Source organism: Alkalibaculum bacchi, from assembly GCF_003317055.1.
Classification (GTDB): domain Bacteria; phylum Bacillota; class Clostridia; order Eubacteriales; family Alkalibacteraceae; genus Alkalibaculum; species Alkalibaculum bacchi.
In genome coordinates, this window is the sequence record NZ_QNRX01000006.1 from 156,505 (window position 1) to 177,974 (window position 21,470).

Sequence of the window (21,470 nt, forward strand, 5' to 3'; positions counted from 1 at the left end):
AACAGTATAGCAAGTGAAAGTGACTGCTTAGTGACTATCAAACTTTTTAAAGTGACAATCTATTCACTTGTAAAATTTTATAGAAAAAGTGGCTCCTTTGCCATGCCCGCCCCCATCAATTTCAATATCTCCATTTTGACCTCTCACAATAGATAGAGCCAACGGTAGGCCTATTCCGTAACCTTTTTCACTCTTAGAATATTCAAAACGTTTGAAAAGACTTGCATACTGTTCTTTGCGCAATCCTTCTCCACTGTCTGTGATCGAAATCCAACTGTATATTGGATTGACTCCACTATTTACATAGATTTTACTGTTTACTGGGGAATATTCCGATGCATTTTTCAACAAATTCGTCAGAGCTTCCACCGTCCAACGCTTATCACAAGATAACTCTGTATCATTTAATATTTCCACCGACTGATTTTTCACATCTAACAAAATCCCTAGTGGTTTCAATGCGCTCTTAATCAATTCACCTGCCTGTATCGTCACTCTGGAAAAATCTACTGCTCCAGAATCAAGCCTTGCCATTTTTAGTAGTGTTGAGACAAGCCATTCCATATGTACAAGACTGATTTTAATATTGCCAATAAATTCTTTCTGCTTATCTACAGGTGCAGTGTCTAACAGCTCTGCCATAATCATCATAGAAGTAATTGGAGTTTTTAACTGATGGGAAATATCTGCTAAATAGTCTGCCAACAAATCACGCTCCAACTGTGCAGAATTCATCTGCTCATTTTTAATATGGACAAGGGTATTGATATCATTTCTCAAAATGCTAAATGGGCCTTCTCGATTATCGCGAAAATCAATATCCTTTCCATCAATGGCACTACGGATATTGTCTGATAACTCTATGATTTCTTTCTTTTTAATCAACACGATATCCAATCCCCCTAACAGTTTCGATTTTTACAGCATCCCCAAGTTTTTCACGCAATCGTTTCACGTAGACTGTTAGAGTATTATCCTCCACAAAATGCTCACCGTAATCCCAAATATTTTCTAATATTTGTGTACGCGTTAAAAGCCGTGACTTATTAGAAGCAAAAATCAAAAGTAGACGATATTCAAGCGCCGTTAAGTCCACTTGCCTCGTCCCTACAAATACCTTCCCTGCTGTTGTATCAATATTCACGTTCCCAACAAAGAGAAGTTCAGGTTTATCTGCTCCACCGCTCGCTTTTAATGTTCGCTTTACACGAGCTAGCAGTTCTCGAAGTCGAAAAGGTTTTGTAATATAATCAGCAGCCCCATCATCAAATGCACGGACAATTTTATTTTCATCGTCTACGATTGTTAAAAAAATTATTGCAGTACCTGTGTTTTTTAGCTTTTGGCTGATGTCAAATCCCGTCCCATCTGGCAACTGCATATCAAGAATTGCCAGATCAAATTTGTTTGTTATAATCTCACTGAATGCGGTATCAATATCCTTGCAATGAGTCGGTGCATATCCCTCATTTTCCAACGCATAGACAAGCCCAGAAGCAATCATAACATCGTCTTCAACCAATAAAATTTGTTTCATGAGATCACATCCCTTCTACCATTTTCAATAATTAGCATATCATTGCTGAAAAGAGTTCCAAGCTTTTTATACCGTCCAACAACAAGGATGGAATTATATAGCATCCTAATATGATAAATACGTCAGCAACTCCTATAAGCAATATAAGCTTAAACATTTCCATAGACAATTTATTACTTCTCACCTTTCTCCTCCTCATAAATAAAAATTTCTTCGATTGGTATACCAAAATAGCGCGCAATTTTAAACGCTAAAACAATAGATGGATTGTAACGTCCATTTTCGAGAGAACCAATAGTTTGACGAGAAACTTGTAAAATATCTGCAAGTTCCTCTTGTTTTATTCCACGCTCTTTTCTTAGTTGCTCTAACTTGTTTTTCACAATACAGTTTACCTCCTATTTCCTTATGGAAAGTTTACTTTCCATAAGGAATATATCAATTATTCATCTATATGTCAAGCAAGCTTTCCATACTGATTGAGTCAAGTAATAGAAAAATAAAAAAGATTTTCCCCTTAGATAACATTTCTATTATGAACGTGTTTAGAAAACGGTGTCTTTATGGTGGATTAAATAAAAATCTATATTGGTTATAGAATTTTTTGATGTATTCACTATAACTGCTATAATAAATAAATATACCACTTACAAACGATTTGATTAATAGTCATGAAATCAAATCACTTATGAAGCAAAAGAGTATTTCAACAAAATATTAGATTATAAAGGAGCGATTATGAATTTGAAAGTCTTATACGAAGATTCCCATATAATTGTAGTAGAAAAACCACCTAAAATTCCTTCACAGAGGGATAAAACTGGAGATAAAGATATGTTGACTTATGTAAGTGAGCATTTGAAAATCAAATATCCAGTTGCAAAATCACCATATGTAGGATTGATTCAGCGATTAGATCGGCCTGTTGGAGGTGCCATGGTTTTTGCAAAAACAAAGATAGCCAATCAAAGGCTTTCGCAGCAGATACAGCAAAAAGAGATTGGGAAAGTTTACTACGGTATTGTCTGTGGTGTTCCAGAAAAAAATCATGCTGTTTTGGTGGATTTCCTTCTTAAACAAGGTAAAAACAATTTGTCTAAGATTGTATCAAAGGATACTGCCAATGCAAAGGAAGCCATCTTAGAATATGACTTACTAGAAACCCTAGATACCCCAGAACACGGAGTTTTATCCCTACTTAAAATAGTTTTAAAAACGGGTAGGCATCACCAAATCCGAGTACAGCTTTCCAATGCACAGCTTCCCTTGTGGGGAGATACGAAATACAACAAAAGATTTGCAAAACAAAAAGAGTGGACACAGATTGCTTTGTGGGCAAAGACATTAACATTGGAGCATCCAACAACAAAGAAATCTCTCACTTTTCATTCTTCGCCAAAAAATCATTATCCTTTTACTTTATTTGAAAAAATATAAAAAACAAAATTAACGTTTTAATACAGCAATAGACTTATAGCGAGTCAATATTTGAAAAATAAGGTAATATTATGTTCACTTAAAAAGCCCAAAGCGACTTATTATAAAATCTCTTTGGGTTCATGATATTATGATATTTACATAAATCTTGCTGCTGATTGATCAACATTTTTCTATCTTATACTGCTAGTAAAGACATTTTCTTGTTATAACTTTCTTTTTACTACCTTCATCAAAGCGAGAATGGATATCTCTTTTAATTATTTTTCATTGCACGCATTGAGTTTAGCACAGCAATTAATGTTACTCCAACATCACCAAACACTGCTTCCCACATAGTACCTAATCCCATAGCTACAAGTACTAGTATAATAGCTTTAATACCTAAAGAAAAAACTATATTTTGCATTACTATTGTTCTTGTTTTCTTAGCTATTTTAATAGCTGTCGCAATCTTTGAAGGTTCATCCGTCATAATAACTACGTCAGCAGCTTCTATAGCGGCATCAGAACCAACGCCCCCCATTGCTATACCTATATCTGCTCTAGCTAATACGGGTGCATCATTTATACCATCACCTACAAATATCAGCTTACCTTTAGATGATTTCTCTTTATCTAAAAGTTCTAGTTTTTCAACTTTTTGATCCGGTAAGAGTTCTGCATGAACTTCATCAAGTCCCAGCTCCTTTGCAACTTTGCTTCCAACTGTTTTATTATCGCCAGTTAGCATAACAGTCTTTTTAACACCAATTGCCTTTAGTGCCTTTACTACCTTAGCTGAGTCCTCTTTAATTTCATCAGATATTACTATGTATCCTACGTATTTTTTATCTACAGCAATATGAACTACTGTACCTATAGATTCAAACTGTTCAAATGGTATATTTTCTTTACTCATTAACTTATTATTTCCAGCTAAAACTTCTTTGCCTTCAACTATTACCTTAACGCCATGACCTGAAATTTCTTCATAATCTTTTATTAAATCCTTATCTATTTCCTTACCATAAGCACTTACGATAGAGGTAGCTATTGGGTGATTAGAGTAGCTTTCCGCATGAGCTGCAAAACCTATAAGTTCATCTTTAGAGATATTCTTTTGTGGCTTTACGTCAGTTACTTTAAATACACCCTTTGTAAGTGTTCCTGTTTTATCAAAAACAACGATCTCAACATTATTTAGTGCCTCAAGGTAGTTCCCACCCTTTACAAGTATTCCGTTTCTTGAAGCTCCACCTATACCTCCAAAGAATCCAAGAGGAATAGAAACTACTAAAGCACATGGACAGGATACTACTAAGAAAGCTAAGGCCCTATAAAGCCACTGTGAGAATGTTGCACCCTCTATAATAAGTGGTGGTATTACAGCCAAAGCAACTGCTGCGAAAACAACAACAGGTGTATAGTACCTCGCGAACTTCGTTATAAAGTTCTCTGTAGGAGCCTTCTTGCTGCTTGCATTTTGAACCAAATCAAGGATCTTTGCAACAGTTGAATCTCCAAATTCCTTTTGTACCTCAATTGTTAAAAGGCCATTCTTGTTAATAACTCCACCTAAAATATCATCACCTACCACTACTTCTCTAGGAACGGATTCTCCAGTTAAAGCTGAGGTGTCTACCATGGAGTTTCCTTCAATAACCTTACCATCAAGCGGTACCTTTTCTCCAGGTTTAACTACTATGATATCACCAATACAAACTTCTTCAGGATCAATTTTTCTAAGTTCATCCCCTATCTTAAGATTAGCAAAATCAGGCCTTATATCCATAAGCGCTGTGATAGATTTTCTCGAGCGATTAACAGCTATACCTTGGAAGATCTCACCAATCTGATAGAAAAGCATAACTGCAACACCTTCAGCATATTCACCAATAAAAAATGCACCAATGGTTGCTATGCTCATAAGGAAGTTTTCATCAAATACTTGTCCTCTGCGAATATTATTAAGTGCTCTAAAGACTACTTTTCCACCTACAATTACGTAACTTATGAGATATAGTATTAGCTCTACTGCATTTGGAAACTTTGTAGCAATTGCTACTCCAAAAATTGCGGCACCGACGGTAAACTTAATGATATCTGCCTTATTAGAATTGCCATGCTCGTGTTCTTGATTATGTTCTTTGGATATCTTACTTTTGCTTTCAAGAACAATTACATTAACATCTGGCTCTATTATTTTAACGATTTCCTTAATCTTTTCAATAATGGTATTTTGCTTAGATGGATTATCTATCTCCATAATAAGCTTCGTTGATATAAAATCCACTACTGCAGACTTCACACCATCAATATTGTTTGATTCTCTTTCTATCTTTGCAGCACAGTTTCCACAGCATAAGCCTTCCAGCAGTATCTCTTTTTTCATAAACTCAACCCTCTACTATTAATTCTTCTCATCAATATGAATTAAACCTTGGTCAAATATACTCTTAACATGTTCGTCCTCTAAAGAATAATAAACTACTTTACCATCCCTTCTGTACTTAACCAATCTTGCTTGTTTTAATACTCTCAGCTGGTGTGAGATTGCAGATTGGTTCATACTTAGAAGTGAAGCAATGTCACAAACACACATTTCAGCTTGAAATAAGGCACTAAGTATCCTTATCCTTGTGCTATCACCAAGGACTTTGAAAAAATCAGCTAAATCATAAAGTTTTTCTTCCTGAATCATATCTGCTTTTACCCTATTGACGACATCTTCATGTATGACGGTACAATTACAACTATCAATATTATCTTTCTCTCCCATAAAGTCACCTCTTTATTATATGTGAATATATGAACGCGTGAATATCTGTGCATATGTTTATTATATGTATAACTTTTTATTATGTCAATATAGTTTGAAAATTTATTGTTATTAGACGTAGAACATAAACTGCTAAGATATTAATAGAATAATTTCTTGAAAAAATCTCGTTTGGTTATAACAAGATTTTGAAGATCATCGGTAATTTTTTGTATGTAACTGGTTCTGTAATATGATTATCAATCTCGAAAGCAATATTTTTTCTCCAAGGCATATGTAAGACAGGTAGATAATTGCAGAAAGAGCATGAAATCCTTGTATTTATCTTCAAAGATTATGCTCGTTTACTCCATCTTAATAATAATGCAGAATTTATTATTACAGTTTCATACTTCTATTTCTTCTAAAAACTTCGCAAACTTGTTTCCCGAGAAAATCTCATTGGTCACAAACTTGCCATTATAGAAAAAACTATAGGCTGTAAAAGGTGCAGGTGCATTTTGAGCCTGCTCCTTTGATTCTACCTTGTTTAGCTTTATAGTTTGACCCTTTGTTTTTGCTATCTCAGCTATCAATGGAACATACTTGTCCGTATATGGACACTGATTTGTATAGTATAAAACCATTCCCTTATCTTCTATTGAGGCATTCTTGCAGCAATCCTTGAATTTCGGTTTTAATTCATTTTCTTGAAATGGCAGATACAAAAGTTCATAATATGGATTTGCTGTATCACAAGTCTTAAATCCTTTATATTCCAAATACTTGGGGTCTGATAAAAACGGCATTTTCTTTGCAGACGAAAGAATAACAAGCCCTTTCTTGTTTTGTGCTTTGGCATCGTTAAGGCATTCATCCAATAGCTTATTCGCATATCCCTGGCCTTTAAACTGACCTGAAACCCAAAAGCAATTAATAAAAATATAACCTTCTGCCTCAATAGGACACCATGCATTTTCAGCAGGAATATATTCTATAAAGACTTTTCCTCTGGCATCAAACTTTTTAAAAACAAGACCTTCTTTAAATTGATTTTTCATCCATTCCTTTTTGGAAGAAACACAAGTTTCTCCCTTTTTATCTGAAATGGCGCAGCATATATGTTCCGTATTAATATTACTGGCGTCAACACTAACGATATCCATACCTTCTACTCCTCCCTTATTGCTTTATTGTTCCTATAAATCGATCTTGAAATAGATACCAACTCGATGATGTCTATTATTAAACCATGCAGCATAGGTTCGACAAAATTTCTTCATTTAAAAGGGCATTTACTACATTTCGGTTTGCTTGGATTACAGAAGAATCTCCCCACCTCCCAGCGTAAGCCATCCATTATTCCTGAAAACTCCGGATTCAGTTCTCTTGCTTTTCTAAATATACAACACAACTTATTAATTACTGTTTCGAACTATATTTTTAGAGCTTACATAGGTTGCATAAAAGTATCCACCATATATTATAGCTAGAGCGAGAGATATCATCAATGAAGAACTTCCTATTAAACTACTGTTGTAAGCACTGAATATCTTATTAATTACAATCATTCCAACTATTGAGTCAATAATTGCTAAAGATAAAGGTATCATAAAATATATTAAATTCTGTTGTAATATCGCTTTGTTTATTAATTTGTTAGTAACACCGATTTTCTTAAGAGACTTATATCTATCAAGGCTATCGCTTATATCAGACAATTGTTGCAATGCTAGTACTGCTGCACTCGATACTAAAAACACTATACCTAAATATACACCCAGAAATACAATCATTGTTGTTGATCCGTATACTCTTAAATGTACCAGCTCTATTGTATTTCCGATAACTTCGATAGAGCTATATTCTACATTCTCTGAAATCTCATTTAAGAAGTTAGAGAATGTTTCTTCTGATTGTTTAGGATCATTCTCTTCAAACATTATATTGAATCCTGTGGAATATAAACTTAACTCTCCAGAGAACTGGTCAGGGACAACTAGATAGAAGAAGTTCAGATAAGATCCTGTAGTAACTATGTTTTCCTTTATTGGGACTTCATTTTTAATGGTGAATATTTTATTATCTATATTTATAGTGTCTTCATTTTCCATAAATATAGATAGAGCATTATTCATTTGTTCATAATTGGACACAACCAAGACCTCTTCTTCACTTAGAGTAATAGGTGACTGCCCTTTAAGTTCTAGAATTGAATTATATTCTGATACTTTTATAGTAGACACAGGACCATCTATATAGTTTTCAGCAAAATCCTTTTTTTCTTGCTTAGTCAAATATTCGCTTAATAAGTCATTTATAGTTATATTAAGTTTATATTCATTGAAAAACATCTGTTTTTCATAATCATTATATTTAAAATCCATTATGTCCATATATTCTTTAATATCTTTTACCTTTTGATCTTCTTGATTGATAAAAAGTTGAATTGTACCATCAAAAGAAGTATTTCCCTTTATCATCTTATCATAACTACCTTTGAAGCTAAACATAGTGAATAAAAGTGTAATTGTTAAAAAAATCATAAGACAGATTACAGTCATTGATAAGAAATTCGTATTTATCTTGTTATTCACTTGTCTTAGTACGAATATATTTAAATTTTTAAAATATACTTTTCTATTCTTTTGTACAATATTGATAAAGAAATTAGAGAGACTAAAAAAGAATAACAAAGTTCCTATAATTCCCATCATGATAGAAACTAGAAATAAAATACTTTCAGTTTCTAATCCAACCTTCAATATTAGTATATATGCACCTACCAACATTGCTATAGATAAAAAGAATACAACTATTGAGAGTAAAGGATTATTCAGCTTAATTTTTTCATTTCTCTTTGATGCATTTAGCATATCAATCAACTTATATTTAGAAATAGTGCGCTGATTAAGGATCATTACTAGAATAAATATTATACCAAAGTATAGGGCAGATTTAATCACTGCACTTACTGAAATAATAAATTTATATTGATTTATGCTAACGGCTAAAAGTTTCGCTGTTAATATGGATAGACCTTGCGAAACTATAATTCCAAGTACAATCCCAATAATTAGAGATATCAGACCAATTAAGATCGTTTCAATAATTAATATTCTTGAAATTTTACCTTTTGACATACCTAATGTCATGTATATGCCCAGCTCTCTTTTTCGTTTCTTTATTAAAAAATTATTAGCATAAGCTATAAGTCCACCAAGAATAAAAGCTACAAATACTGACGCTCCAGCTATGAGCGTATTTAATGTAGACATAAACTCCGTAGTACTTTTGCCCATTTCAAGCATTGAATTTTGAGCTTCAATAGAATTAAAACTGTAAAATATACATACTGCAAAAGTTAAGGTAATAAAATATATGAAATAATCTTTAAAACTTCTTTTTACATTATTGATTGCTATTTTAGAAAACATCTCCTATGTCACCCCCTAACAAGGTTACAACTTCAATGATCTTATTAAAAAATTCTTTTCTCGTATCCCTGCCACGTATCAATTCATTAAAAATCCTACCATCTTTTATAAACAAGATTCTATGAGCATAACTAGCTGTAAAGGCATCATGGGTAACCATCAGTATCGTAGATTGAAATTCTTTGTTCAACTTTTCAAATGAATCCAAAAGCAATCTTGATGATTTAGAGTCCAAAGCACCAGTAGGTTCATCCGCTAGTATGAGTGAGGGCTCAGTAACTAAGGCTCTCGCAGAAGCTACTCGTTGTTTTTGCCCCCCTGACATTTGAAAAGGATACTTTTTTAGAACCTCCGTAATTTCAAGCTTCTCTGCAATTTTTTTTATAAATTTATCTATTTCAATAACTTTCCTCTTTTGTATTGTTAGGGCTAGTGCTATATTTTCATAGGCCGTTAGGGTGTCAAGAAGGTTAAAATCCTGAAATATAAAACCCAATTCATCACGTCTGAACTCTTCAATGTTCTTTGCCTTTAGTGTTGTAATATCCTGACCATTTATGACAATATGCCCAGTTGTAACGGTATCAATAGTTGAAATACAATTCAAAAGAGTAGTCTTGCCACTACCTGACGGTCCCATTATTCCAACAAACTCTCCCTTATCTACCTTAAAGCTTATATTGTCAATTGCCTTTGTTATATTCCCCTTATTGCCATAGTATTTTTCAATTTTTTCAACGCTTAATATATTATTCATTCCTTTTCCCCCATAATTTCATATATCTTTATCTTTTCACATCAAACTCGGTGTGAGTTTCAATAACATCCCTACCATTTACATATACACTGACACTGTAATGTCCTTCTTCAAGCCCTTCTGGAACGGATAGTTTGGTAGAGAAGTACCCGGCATCGCTTATAACTATATCTTCTTCAACCAAAAATCTGTTTGCTGTTTTAACTTTGCCTTTATACCATACAACTTGTGCTTCTTTAACCCAGAATCTATTGCCCTTCGCTGCAAAACAAACTATATCTTCTGGTGAAAACTTAGTGGTTATACTTATAGGCCTTCCATTATCATCGATACTTTTTGATACAACGGCCTCTATAATCTTTGGGCCATTATAGTAAGTATAAGCGAAGTACACGCTAATCAATAAAAGAATAACTATTATTGTTGAGATTACATTTTTTTTCAATTTCAATTCCCCCTAAATCTATTTTTTATTTACACTTATTATCTTATCAGGGGTACTTATGAATACATATTGGTTTATATTTTATTAAAGTTACATTTCTGAAAGGTTAGAAATATAGTGAAGTCTTTTAAAATAATAATAACGAGTTTACAGCTACTATAATGTGCAGTAGCTGCAAACTCGTTATTACAAAGTTAATCAACTCATTAAGTTAACCTTACCTAAAGGAAAGATGATGCTAACCTTTGTTCCCTCTCCAATTTTCGAGGTTAAATTTAATCCTAAGCCAAGCTGATCAGAAAGTTTTTTACACAAGTAAAGTCCTATTCCAGTAGACCTGCCAAATTTTCTTCCATTCTCTCCAGTAAAACCTTTTTCGAAAACTCTATTTATATCATTATCTATAATACCTATCCCGTTATCTTCTACTGTAAGAGCAATATTGTTTTCATTTTTAACAGTATATACTTTTATTTTCCCACCCTTTTCTCTGATGTATTTAATGGAATTTCCTATCACTTGATTTAGAATAAATTCTAACCATTTAGCGTCACCATACACTGTGCCCTCTACAGCTTCCATATCTATAGAAATCTTTCTACTTATAAAGTCTCTGGAATTTCTCTTTATGGCGTTTCTTACTAGGGTAGTTAAAGAAATTTCTTTAATAATATAATCTTTGCTTACATTATTACTTCTTGAGTAATATAATACCTGTTCAATGTATTCTTCAATTTTTTTTATTTCATAATTAATGTTTTTGGTAACTTCATCTTGATTATTGTCTATAATTAGTCTTGCTGAAGCAATAGGAGTCTTTATCTCATGCACCCAGGTCTCTATGTATTCTCTATATTCACTTTCCATATCTTTATACTTCTTTACATGTTCATGCATATCCTTATTCGCCTGTTTTAACAAATCATATAAGAACTTACCTTCTATAAATTCTGGCTCTTTAATAATCTCTGATAATAGGTACTTTATATCCAAATCATTCATTATGTTGGTTACTTCATTATAAAAGTTTTTTTGCTTAATAAACTCTGTAATTATAAAAGAAAAAACAGGAAGAAACCAGATGCAAAAAATCAGAATAATTATATGAGTACTCATTTCAATAAGTAGCATAATGCCCCACGCTATAGTAAATAACATAAAATGAATCAATAAGAATAAAGTTCTATCTTTTAAATAATCTTTTATATTCATGGTAGTATATATCCTAATCCACGTCTTGTCTCAATGCTCTCTTTCATTCCGACTTCTTCAAGTTTTTTTCTTAATCTGGTAATATTAACGGATAAATTATTATCATCTACAAAAATATCTGAATTCCACATGAAGTCCATCAAATCATCCCTTGATACGATTTTTCCTTTGTTTTTAATCAAGCAAGAAAGTATCTTAATTTCATTTTTTGTCAGTTCAGCTGAATTACCTTTATATATAATAGATCCATTGGACAAATTAAACTTTAAATCATTATAGGTAATTATATCTTGAATATGAACTCCTTGAATTCTTCTTAGTATAGAGGTGATTCTTGCTAAAAGAATTTGAGTATTATATGGTTTTGTAATAAAATCATCGGCACCTAAATTCATACTCATAAGTTCATCCATCTCATTATCCCTGCTTGTAACTACTATTATAGGTACATCTGAACTTTTCCTTATTTCTCTACATATATAGTATCCATCAAATACAGGCAGATTTATGTCTAGAAGTATTAGATCCGGTTCCTCACTTAGAGTATATTCAATAATATGTTCAAAGTTTGTTGGCGCAACAACCTCATATCCATATTTAGTTAGGAACGTTCTAAGTTCTTCTCTTATAGTTTCGGCATCTTCTATAATAATTATTTTTGACATAATCACTCCCCCTAGTATAAAAAATTTATTTGTTTAAGAATATTATAAATGATTATAAACTTTCTGCAAAAATAGTCTTATTAATAATAAAAAAGGGTAATTTTAATAAATGCCTATCATGAGAATTTTAAATTATTCTATTCCTTCTTTTTTTAATCATGCCATGTATCTTATATAGATATATCAAAATCCCTACTATAAGACCTTTTTCTAAAATCCAAAAAACAAATGCAAAGATAATAAATGCACTTGGCAAGCCTGAACTAGGATCTGCTAAACTCATATTCATATTCTCCTCACCTTACATATTAACACATACTCAGGAAGCATATCTCCTTGAATAAGCGCTTTTTCTACTACTGTATACCCATTTGACTCAACATATTATGTATAATCTTCCGACTTCCATTAATACCTCAAATTATTATATGGTAAATAGCCTTGCAATGAGTGTCTCATCTCGCATGAAGCAGTATGGAGCATTTCGTGCCATCGGTTTAAGTAATCGGCAGCTAATAAAAATGATTATTGCTGAAGCCTCAACCTATGCAATCACAGGAAGTCTTTGTGGCGGTATTGTCGGGTTAATGGTCAATAAGTTTTTGTATGCAAGACTGGTAACCTTTCACTGGGGCGAACAATGGAATATTCCATTCGTAGAAATTACTATCATAGTAGCAATCGTCCTTTTGTCTGTTATCTTAGCTGTACGAGGCCCAGTAGAACGAATTCATCATATGTCCATTGTAGATACCATCAGCACACAATAATATTAAATGGCATGTCGATCAAATAGAACATGAAGTAAACACGCACTTGCTACCATAACAACGGTAATAAAAAAACCGTTATTATGGCGACAAATCAACACTTTTTTGATGCCGGTATCCACAATTCCATATAGACACTGCCTGGTGAGCTGTCATAGTACATTTCAGGAGAATAAACATCCGTTGTCAATCCGTGTTTATCTAGCCAAAATCCACTATATTTTACAGCTTTATTGAGAACTACGGTTACAAGTTGTTCAAAATCTTCTGCTTCAAATCCGCAAACAATATATTCTCTGGCAGGAAGCTCCCATTTAACAAATCGAGAATCTTCTGTTTGCCATGGCACTTCCGCACCAGCAAAGTAAGTGAAATAGCCTTCGGGTACATCACCAAGATACGCAACTCCCAGTTCGCGTCCTCCCTGTATCCGAGGAATGATTTGTTTTTCTTGGTGGAATTTTCCCCAGACTTCACCAGGCATATCTATACCTGTAGCTTCGCCAAGTGGCATTTGTCCCCCAATAGGAATAATACCTTTGAATCCCATAAAAAGAATTGGGTGCAAGATTGTTTTACGGTTAAACTCCAACACAATGCCATCACTAATAAGTGGCACACCTTCGTCAATTATAGTGTAGTTTAACAGTAAATCTGGCTTATCAAACTGATTAAGCATTACCGGTTTCCTGCGATATTCCTCTGGAGTCATTTTATAGGCTTCTTTGAATGCTCTTGTAAATGTTTCGTGACTTCCAAATCCACAATCTAGTGCAACATCTAAAATTCGGAGTTGTTTATTAGCAAGCAACTTACAAGCGTAAGCTAATCGGCGCAGCTTAATATATTCTCGGACTGGTTTCTTAACAAGACGGGAGAACAACCTTTGGTAATAAAAAAGGGATAATGCTGATTCTTTAGCAAGCTGTTCGATATCAATTTCTTCACTAATATTTTCTTCAATAAAATTCAATGTTTTTTGTATGGCTTCCCATGCATGCATGATATGCACCTCCTTTAATAGATAGCATATCACTATTACGTTTTATCCGCTTGACTTGCTCTGCTCTTATTTTCAATGATATTTAGAAGCATTACAGTATTCCCATTATTGCAATCATGAATATAGCTTTTGGAGATATTTTTAATAAAATAATATTCAAAGATTATACTCTAGTGGTATAGATATAACAATACAGAAAAAGGGCTTTGGCTAGAATATAACCGAACCCTTTTCCTTTTATAATCAGTTCAACAAGCCCTGATTTCTTTCAGGTAGAAGTCGCCACCACTGATCATCTCAAATTCATTACTCTGGCACTCGGGACAAACTTCTGAGTTTGCCACCAGTGGAAATACCTTTCCACAAGCCCTACAAATTCCATTGGCTGTGAGTATTTCCACTTCTAATTTGGTATTTTTAAGAAGTGTGCCATCTACAGCTGCTGGGAAGCAAGCATGAAGATACCTTGGAACCACAGAAGATAATTCTCCTACTTGCAGTACAATGGCCTCAACCTCTTGAAGCTGATTCGATTCTACAACTTTCAACACTTTTTCAACAATATGGTACATGATACCTAGTTCGTGCATGGCTTATTTTTTCCTTCCAAGAACTTTTTTGGCGGTTATCTTTACCTTACGCTTAATCACATGGGGTATAATCGCCTTCTTCATGCCTAAAAACTCTACACCTTCACCATCATAAACACGTTCTAAGGTGATAGCATCAAACTTACATTTTGTAGCACACATTCCGCAACCTACACACATGTATTCATCCACCACCGTAGCACCACAGCCAAGACATCTCTCGGTTTCCTTCTTCATCTGGTCTTCGCTAAGGGATGTGCGAATATCACGGAAGGTTTTCTTGGCTTTCTGACCATCAATATTTCCTGCTCTTTGCCTAGGAGTTCTGTCGAAACTATCAAGAATAACCGCATTCTTATCCAACTGTAAATACTGGCGACGACTACGTCCAATCAACAGATCCTGTCCCTCATGGACAAAACGATGAATAGAAATGGCAGCTTGCTTTCCTGCTGCTATGGCATCAATGGCAAAACTAGGTCCAGTCACCACATCTCCACCTGCAAAAATGTCAGCCTGTTTCGTCTGATAGGTAGCATCGTCTACCTGGATGGTATTGTTGGAATTTAGTACTACCTTACTTCCACTTAAAACACCACCCCAGTCGATAGACTGTCCTACTGATAGAAGAACATAGTCAGTTTCTACAATCATCGTATCACCTTCATCGTACTTAGGGCTGAAACGACCATTTTCATCAATAGTACTGATACAGCGCATCAGTTCGATTCCTGTCACCTTACCATTCTCTCCTATAATACGCTTAGGACCCCAAGAATTGTTGATTGTGATGTCTTCACTTTCAGCCACATGAATTTCTTCATCCAAAGCTGGCATCTGTTCTCTGTTTTCCAGACAGAACATCTTAACGTTTTCCCCGCCTGCACGGACTGCTACACGGGCTACATCAATGGCTACATTACCACCACCTATTACTACTACATTACCAGAAATGGTTTCTTTTTCATTTTGATTGATACGTGAAAGGAATTCTACTCCGGATATGACTCCTTCATAGTCTTCTCCCTCTATGCCAATTTTTCGCCCCTTCTGGGCTCCAATAGCCAGATAGAAGGCCTCGTATCCATTACTTCTAAGCTCATCCAAAGTGATATCTTTTCCAACCTCTACTCCGGTTTTAAATATAACACCAAGTTCTCTTAAGATATCGATTTCTGCCTCGATAATTTTTTTCTCAAGAACGAAGGAGGGAATCCCAAGAGTCAACATACCACCCAGTACCTTTTCCTTTTCAAATACCGTCACATCGTATCCATCAATGGCCAGAAAGTATGCGCAGGACAATCCAGCTGGGCCAGATCCCACAATAGCAATCTTTTTATCACTGTAATTATTACGTTTCTTAGGAATAAATCTATTATCTTTCTTTAAATCTTGATCTGCAATAAAACGTTTGATATCGTCAATGGCAATGGGTTCGTCCAAATCGCCTCTGGTACATGCATCTTCACATCGCTTGTTACAAATATATCCACAAACTGCAGGGAATGGATTTTCCATTTTAATCAGTTCAAGAGCTTCTGTATACTTCCCTTGAGCTGCTAATTTTATGTATCCCTGTACGGCAATGTGGGCAGGACAACTGGTTTTACATGGAGCTGTACCCGTATCTACAACTTCTTCCCGATTGGTTCGGTAATCGATATTCCACTCTTTTTCTGTCCAATCATTGTTTCTTGGGGTATGGGTTGTCGTAATATCCTCTGTTACAGGGCCATTAGAGCAAAGCTTCTGACCTAGCCTCATGGCATTCATAGGACAGTTTTCAACGCATTGACCACAGGCTACGCATTTATCCTTATCAACCTTGGATACATAATTAGACCGTACCATATCCACGTTCTTGTACATAGTTCCAGAGCGTAGGGATAGACAAGAGCATCCACAGCAGTTACAGATAGCATGGGTTTTACCAGAACCGTCAATATTAGGAATCTGGTGCATAAGACCATTTTCCTCAGCTCGCTGAATAATTTCAAAAGCTTCTTCTCTGGTTATTTCCCTTCCACGTCCTGTACGGATATAGTATTCTGCTGCATGTCCCATCTGGATACACATATCTTCTTTTAGATGACCACATCCCTCGCCCATAATTTCTCTATCTGTACGACAGGAGCAAGGAGAACAGGAAAATATCGTATTATCATTTAAGTATTTTGAAACTTCCTCATAGCTAGCCCTACGACTGTTGCTATCAATAGCAGATTCAATGGGAATTACTCTCATGAGGCCAATTCCTGGAGGAAACATACCTGAACTCATAGGACCTCGAACTCTTCCATAGGCCTCCATGGCATAGGTGACAATAGGGTACTTCTTTACAACCTCTAGGTTATTGACGATCATCTCCATAATACCGGGAATCCAGCTTTCTGCATGCCAGAAGGTATCCACCCCATCTATAACATTTACAAAGGAAGTACCATACCAAGCTAGCTTCATCATCTGCTCATAGCAATAGTCTTCGGATTTACCCATAATCTCGGCCATTTCCTTAGCCGTCCTCTTAGTGAAATACCCCATAGCTATACCTACTTCAGCCATATCGTCGTCAACACCGGCCTCCAAAATAACATATTCTGGATCATCCCACTTGTATCCATTCTTTTTGGGATCCTTCCGCCCTAGCATATTGGCAAAGGCCATTACCTTTTCATTGTGCTTGCACTCATAACCTTGCGGAAAATACATCTTTGTAATTGATTGCTTCATCGTTTACTCTCCTTTCACTTCTTTATACAACCACTTTGTCCATGCCTCCATACCTTCCCCTGTCTTTGCAGAAATAGGGAAGATAGAGATGTTTGGATTTAGTTTTTTGACTCTTTCAACACACAGGTCGAGATTAAAGTCAAAGACCTCCAGAGTATCTATTTTATTAATAAGAAGAACATCTGATACCTGGAACATTAGTGGGTATTTCAAAGGCTTATCGTCCCCTTCAGGAACACTTAAGATCATTGCATTTTTTGTGGCTCCCGTATCAAATTCGGCAGGACACACTAGGTTTCCTACATTTTCCAGAATGACTAAATCAGTCCCTTTTGCATCTAATGCTTCAAGTCCTTGTCTGGTCATATCTGCATCCAAATGGCACATTCCTCCTGTATGCAGTTGAATTACATTCACACCGGTCTCGGAAATTGTCCTTGCATCCACATCCGAATCAATATCTGCCTCCATTACAGCCATAATCAGTTTATCTTTCAGACGATGGATGGTATTCACCAATGTAGTCGTCTTTCCCGCTCCTGGAGAACTCATTAAGTTTAGCAAAAAGGTATTCTCACCTTTTAACTTCTCTCTTAAGCGCTGGGCGTCTTTGTTATTATCTTCAAATATACTTTCCTTGATTTTTAGAACTCTAAATTCTTTCACTTTAACATCATTCCCTCCCAAATATCAATCTGGTCATACCAGTAGTGCAGTTATTTACATTCTATAAATATTTGTAGGGACTGTCAAGTATTTATCAAACTAATGTGTATTCTATTGATTTATACTCCATATTATGTTACCATATTTTTATTATCTGGTTATACCAGTTAGGAAATTCGGTCTTAAGAAAGGAATGCAAATGGATTTTGTAAAATTAAAAGCCCCTACATTAAAAGAGCTTTTTGTTATGAAAATTGAATCTTTGATTCTTTCTGGAAAACTAAAAATAGGCGAAAAACTTCCATCGGAACGTACCCTTGCAGAAAAGATGCAGGTCAGTCGTGCTGTGGTAAACAGTGGAATTACTGAGCTTGCAAGGAAAGGGTTTTTAGAGGTAAAACCCCGTTCAGGAGTATATGTATTAGATTATCGTAGGTTTGGTACAGTAGATACACTTCTCTCTATTATGAATTACAATGGGGGGCTCTTACGCCGGGATGAGATTCGGTCTATTCTAGAGATTAAGATGATTGTGGATAAGTTGGCGGTAGAATTGTCTGTAGATCGACACACACATGAAAACATTGTCTCCTTGGAGACATATATAAATGAGATACTAAACGATGATATTGAAAAGGCTGCTGATGCCGCTTTCACCTATTACCATGAATTGGCTATGATCAGTCAAAACACTTTGCTTCCCTTAATCTATAGGTCTTTTCGCGTTCCTGTTACCCACCTTTGGATTAGATATATTGAGAAATATGGAAGTGAATCTGTTTATAATAGCGCACAAAACATCTTAGGGGCACTGAAAAATCATGATAAAATAGAAGCAGTAGCTTGCGTAGAGAAAGCAATCTCTGCTTCTATCTCGGGCTCTAGAGAAATATATGAGGTGTAAACTCTTTTATTGTTATCTTTGAAAAAACTACTAGTTTTGTACTAGCAGTTTTTTCAATTATTTTCTTTTCTCATAACTGGAATCCACACCTCATACTTTGCATTTTGTGGATCTGGATTTAAATATACTTCAATATCAGGGGCATTCCCATACTCATATCCTGATGTTGGAAGCCATTCTGTTACAATTCTTTTCTCCAAATCTTGAATTGATTGATTCGTTCCTTCACCTGTAAAAATAGCCCATGTTGCAGAGGGTATAATATACTCTTCGGTCCCATCAGGCAAAGATTTTGTCGATGCAACTGCAATATAGTATTTCCAATCCTCAGCTTCATTGCATGAACTAACGCCTAGCAAGCCTTTTAGTTCTGAATCCATCATCATAGCAAGCTGTGCTATCATTCCAGAAGAAGCTGCATTTGCCCACATAGTTGGTACAATCTTAAAATTCTTCTCAATTTCCTTTTCAAGCGGACTTGACACTCCTACAATTCTAAATGCCTCTTTCTTTTCAATTCTGTAATTCATCTCACTGTCTCCTTTTATCGTTATTCGGAAACTAATCGGCGGAAATGCTTTTAGAACTACACCTTTTTCTTTAGCTTGTGATGGTGCAATACCATGAATATTTTTAAATGCTCGGTTAAATGCCGTTGGTGAATCATATCCGTACTTTAAGGCAACATCAATCACTTTATTATCTCCACTCTGCAAGTCTACTGCCGCAAGGGACATTCTTCTACGTCTCATATATTCAGATAATGGTATATCCGCCATATATGCAAACATTCTTTGGAAATGATACTTACTACAACAAGCAATCTTAGATGCTTCATTTAGATTTATTTCTTCACCAAGATGCTCTTCAATATAATTTATTGCTCCATTCAAGCGTTCTATCCATTCCATCCTTTTCCTCTCCTAACGATAAAATACTATACTCTTAATAATTATGCCTCTCTTTTTTTGCACAATAAAGAGAGGAGTAATAAAATGATTCTCCTCTTTGATTGATTTAAGAAAATTTATACACTTATTCTTACCCCCTTTGTTTTTAATTGCTATATTTAAAATAGTTTTCTAGGATAATATCTATTATTCCGTAGGTAATGAAGGCATACCCTTTTTTATCCAAAGCCATATAGCCGTTTGCTTGCGTTCTGTTGTGCTCATTTTACGATATATTTTCGTGTAATAATTTGTAATATATAATAGCAAGAAAATTAACCCGATATCCAAATAAATATCTTTAAAATCAAATGTAAACCAGTCAAATAATCGTATAAAATCTAAACTCCCACCCCAGAAGAGTACATCAACAAATGAACATGATATACCTGCAACAAAAAATATTAACCATCCATTTAGCCACTTCTTTCCCTGAATCCAAAGATATGAGAGATAACGACAGGATAATAAAGTTACAACTAAGGCTAAAATCTGAATAACAACCATAAGTAACACAGGGGTTTTATAGTCAATTATACTAGCTATCCAATTTAAATTCGTGTTCTGAATAGGATCAAAGAATAAAATACCTGGAAATAAAACCACGCCAACATTTATATAATAGTGTGAAATAAATAGTTTAATTAATTGGTCTATTACAATTAAAGTTAGAGAAAAAACAAAAAACTTTTTCACATCCACCTTCTCCTTAAAAGCAATCTTTTCAAATCTATAAGTTAATATATTCTTTAGAGAATATCCTTCCTTTACTAACAGCCTATTTTTATCTTGTTGGTATCTTATAAGATATATAATGTTTACTAGCAATTAATTATTAATTTAATTATATCAAGAAGTTCTCTATATTCCAGAAAACAATAGATTTTCTTCTTTTATCAATCCAATGACTAAAAATCTCTTTAACAAATGTCAACTCCGTATTTCAATTTTTATTATTATTCTGCATATTGTAGCCAGAATACCTCTAGTATCATCTGATTTTTCTATTGATTGTCGGGTAACTCTTACTTGACAGTACTTTTTTGCATTAAAAACACATTGCAATTTTACAATGTGTTAATTTAATAATATAAACATGGTCTTCTTATATGTTGGATTCTATTTTAATGCAATGTAAATATTAATGTCTGCATGATCCCAATCACTATTAAGATATTCCTCAAAATCTCCGGTAAAGCTCCTGTTCAAGTCCAATTTCCAGATTTCGTCCCAGGCCTCGGCAACTACTTTTTCCATATGTCCATGTATAGAAAACTTTGCATATTTTCCTGCAGGAATAATTTTTACATCTAGTTCATCATTCTCAACTTTTGAAACCTCATTACCGGCAGTAACGCAGTATTGATTATTTGAGTATTCAGAATAAAGCCCGATGGCATACTCGTTAATCTTATTTTTGATTGCAGCATTTACTCCACCTTGATATAACTTTTCCCATAGCCCACCGATAACTGCATGCATTTTAGGATCAGCATTGCTAGTAATTGCACTAACACCTACAACTGTTTTTTGCTCTAACTTTACGATTTCATAATTCATTTTAAATAACCTCCATATATTTGATAAGGCTATTATACTTTTCTTAATACGACAACTGTGTGTC

General features: G+C 34.5%; 23 protein-coding genes. 3 read left to right on the top strand and 20 right to left on the bottom strand.

Features of this window, described 5'->3' with window-relative positions; all coding sequences use genetic code 11:
- Positions 1–63: 63 nt before the first annotated feature.
- From DES36_RS06205 to DES36_RS06215, 4 genes are read right to left on the bottom strand one after another with little or no spacing between them, the layout of a single operon-like run.
- The gene (locus DES36_RS06205; RefSeq protein WP_113920356.1) at positions 64–888 is read right to left on the bottom strand and encodes a sensor histidine kinase; all 825 of its coding nucleotides are present in this window, start codon (positions 886–888) and stop codon (positions 64–66) included.
- Positions 878–1,537, bottom strand: coding sequence for a response regulator transcription factor (locus DES36_RS06210; RefSeq protein WP_113920357.1), 660 nt, complete (start codon positions 1,535–1,537; stop codon positions 878–880). The genes DES36_RS06205 and DES36_RS06210 overlap by 11 nt, the downstream gene beginning before the upstream one ends.
- Before the next feature lie 31 nt (positions 1,538–1,568).
- Positions 1,569–1,721, bottom strand: a complete 153-nt coding sequence (locus tag DES36_RS14775) for a hypothetical protein (RefSeq protein WP_170128202.1) — start codon at positions 1,719–1,721, stop codon at positions 1,569–1,571.
- On the bottom strand, positions 1,711–1,920 hold the full coding sequence (locus DES36_RS06215) for a helix-turn-helix transcriptional regulator (protein ID WP_113920358.1): 210 nt from the start codon (positions 1,918–1,920) through the stop codon (positions 1,711–1,713). Before DES36_RS06215 ends, DES36_RS14775 begins: the two co-directional genes overlap by 11 nt.
- 355 nt (positions 1,921–2,275) lie before the next feature.
- On the opposite strand from DES36_RS06215, the gene DES36_RS06220 reads away from it, so the two are divergent.
- The gene (locus DES36_RS06220; protein ID WP_113920359.1) at positions 2,276–2,974 is read left to right on the top strand and encodes an RluA family pseudouridine synthase; all 699 of its coding nucleotides are present in this window, start codon (positions 2,276–2,278) and stop codon (positions 2,972–2,974) included.
- A 256-nt stretch (positions 2,975–3,230) separates the two neighbouring features.
- On the opposite strand, the gene DES36_RS06225 is transcribed toward DES36_RS06220, so the two are convergent.
- From DES36_RS06225 to DES36_RS14780, 9 genes are all read right to left on the bottom strand, one after another.
- A complete protein-coding gene (locus tag DES36_RS06225) occupies positions 3,231–5,348 on the bottom strand; it encodes a heavy metal translocating P-type ATPase (RefSeq protein WP_113920360.1) in 2,118 nt (705 codons plus the stop codon).
- 18 nt (positions 5,349–5,366) lie between these two features.
- Positions 5,367–5,735 (bottom strand): ArsR/SmtB family transcription factor, encoded by a 369-nt coding sequence (locus DES36_RS06230; RefSeq protein ID WP_113920361.1) that lies wholly within the window; start codon positions 5,733–5,735, stop codon positions 5,367–5,369.
- A 386-nt stretch (positions 5,736–6,121) separates the two neighbouring features.
- Entirely contained in the window at positions 6,122–6,880 is a 759-nt protein-coding gene (locus tag DES36_RS06235; protein ID WP_113920362.1) for an N-acetyltransferase, read from the bottom strand.
- 252 nt (positions 6,881–7,132) lie between these two features.
- Positions 7,133–9,151, bottom strand: coding sequence for an FtsX-like permease family protein (locus DES36_RS06240; protein WP_113920363.1), 2,019 nt, complete (start codon positions 9,149–9,151; stop codon positions 7,133–7,135).
- Positions 9,141–9,908, bottom strand: coding sequence for an ABC transporter ATP-binding protein (locus tag DES36_RS06245; RefSeq protein WP_113920364.1), 768 nt, complete (start codon positions 9,906–9,908; stop codon positions 9,141–9,143). Before DES36_RS06245 ends, DES36_RS06240 begins: the two co-directional genes overlap by 11 nt.
- 28 nt (positions 9,909–9,936) lie before the next feature.
- A complete protein-coding gene (locus tag DES36_RS06250) occupies positions 9,937–10,353 on the bottom strand; it encodes a hypothetical protein (RefSeq protein ID WP_113920365.1) in 417 nt (138 codons plus the stop codon).
- A gap of 198 nt (positions 10,354–10,551) precedes the next feature.
- The gene (locus DES36_RS06255; protein ID WP_113920366.1) at positions 10,552–11,565 is read right to left on the bottom strand and encodes a sensor histidine kinase; all 1,014 of its coding nucleotides are present in this window, start codon (positions 11,563–11,565) and stop codon (positions 10,552–10,554) included.
- The gene (locus DES36_RS06260; RefSeq protein ID WP_113920367.1) at positions 11,562–12,230 is read right to left on the bottom strand and encodes a response regulator transcription factor; all 669 of its coding nucleotides are present in this window, start codon (positions 12,228–12,230) and stop codon (positions 11,562–11,564) included. The genes DES36_RS06255 and DES36_RS06260 overlap by 4 nt, the downstream gene beginning before the upstream one ends.
- Before the next feature lie 127 nt (positions 12,231–12,357).
- Positions 12,358–12,513: a hypothetical protein gene (locus DES36_RS14780; RefSeq protein WP_170128203.1), complete on the bottom strand. Its 156-nt coding sequence runs from the start codon at positions 12,511–12,513 to the stop codon at positions 12,358–12,360.
- A gap of 145 nt (positions 12,514–12,658) precedes the next feature.
- On the opposite strand from DES36_RS14780, the gene DES36_RS06265 reads away from it, so the two are divergent.
- The gene (locus tag DES36_RS06265) at positions 12,659–13,000 is read left to right on the top strand and encodes an FtsX-like permease family protein (RefSeq protein WP_341457125.1); all 342 of its coding nucleotides are present in this window, start codon (positions 12,659–12,661) and stop codon (positions 12,998–13,000) included.
- Between the two features lie 94 nt (positions 13,001–13,094).
- Here the strand turns inward: DES36_RS06265 and DES36_RS06270 are convergent, their stop codons facing one another.
- The 4 genes from DES36_RS06270 to hypB form a co-directional block, all read right to left on the bottom strand.
- Positions 13,095–14,003 carry an AraC family transcriptional regulator gene (locus DES36_RS06270; RefSeq protein WP_113920369.1) on the bottom strand — a complete coding sequence of 303 codons (909 nt, stop codon included), beginning with the start codon at positions 14,001–14,003 and terminating at the stop codon, positions 13,095–13,097.
- Positions 14,004–14,251: 248 nt separating this feature from the next.
- A complete protein-coding gene (locus DES36_RS06275) occupies positions 14,252–14,593 on the bottom strand; it encodes a hydrogenase maturation nickel metallochaperone HypA/HybF (RefSeq protein ID WP_113920370.1) in 342 nt (113 codons plus the stop codon).
- A 3-nt stretch (positions 14,594–14,596) separates the two neighbouring features.
- Positions 14,597–17,326, bottom strand: coding sequence for an FAD-dependent oxidoreductase (locus DES36_RS06280; RefSeq protein ID WP_242981715.1), 2,730 nt, complete (start codon positions 17,324–17,326; stop codon positions 14,597–14,599).
- Between the two features lie 3 nt (positions 17,327–17,329).
- Positions 17,330–17,992, bottom strand: a complete 663-nt coding sequence (hypB, locus tag DES36_RS06285; protein WP_113920371.1) for a hydrogenase nickel incorporation protein HypB — start codon at positions 17,990–17,992, stop codon at positions 17,330–17,332.
- A gap of 199 nt (positions 17,993–18,191) precedes the next feature.
- Here hypB and DES36_RS06290 point away from each other — a divergent pair, with 199 nt between their 5' ends.
- A complete protein-coding gene (locus tag DES36_RS06290) occupies positions 18,192–18,896 on the top strand; it encodes a FadR/GntR family transcriptional regulator (protein WP_113920372.1) in 705 nt (234 codons plus the stop codon).
- A gap of 53 nt (positions 18,897–18,949) precedes the next feature.
- Here DES36_RS06290 and DES36_RS06295 read toward each other — a convergent pair whose 3' ends face one another.
- From DES36_RS06295 to DES36_RS06305, 3 genes are all read right to left on the bottom strand, one after another.
- Positions 18,950–19,807, bottom strand: coding sequence for an AraC family transcriptional regulator (locus tag DES36_RS06295; RefSeq protein WP_113920373.1), 858 nt, complete (start codon positions 19,805–19,807; stop codon positions 18,950–18,952).
- A 186-nt stretch (positions 19,808–19,993) separates the two neighbouring features.
- The gene (locus DES36_RS06300; RefSeq protein WP_170128204.1) at positions 19,994–20,542 is read right to left on the bottom strand and encodes a signal peptidase II; all 549 of its coding nucleotides are present in this window, start codon (positions 20,540–20,542) and stop codon (positions 19,994–19,996) included.
- A 423-nt stretch (positions 20,543–20,965) separates the two neighbouring features.
- A complete protein-coding gene (locus DES36_RS06305; protein WP_113920375.1) occupies positions 20,966–21,406 on the bottom strand; it encodes a GyrI-like domain-containing protein in 441 nt (146 codons plus the stop codon).
- Between the last annotated feature and the right edge of the window lie 64 nt (positions 21,407–21,470).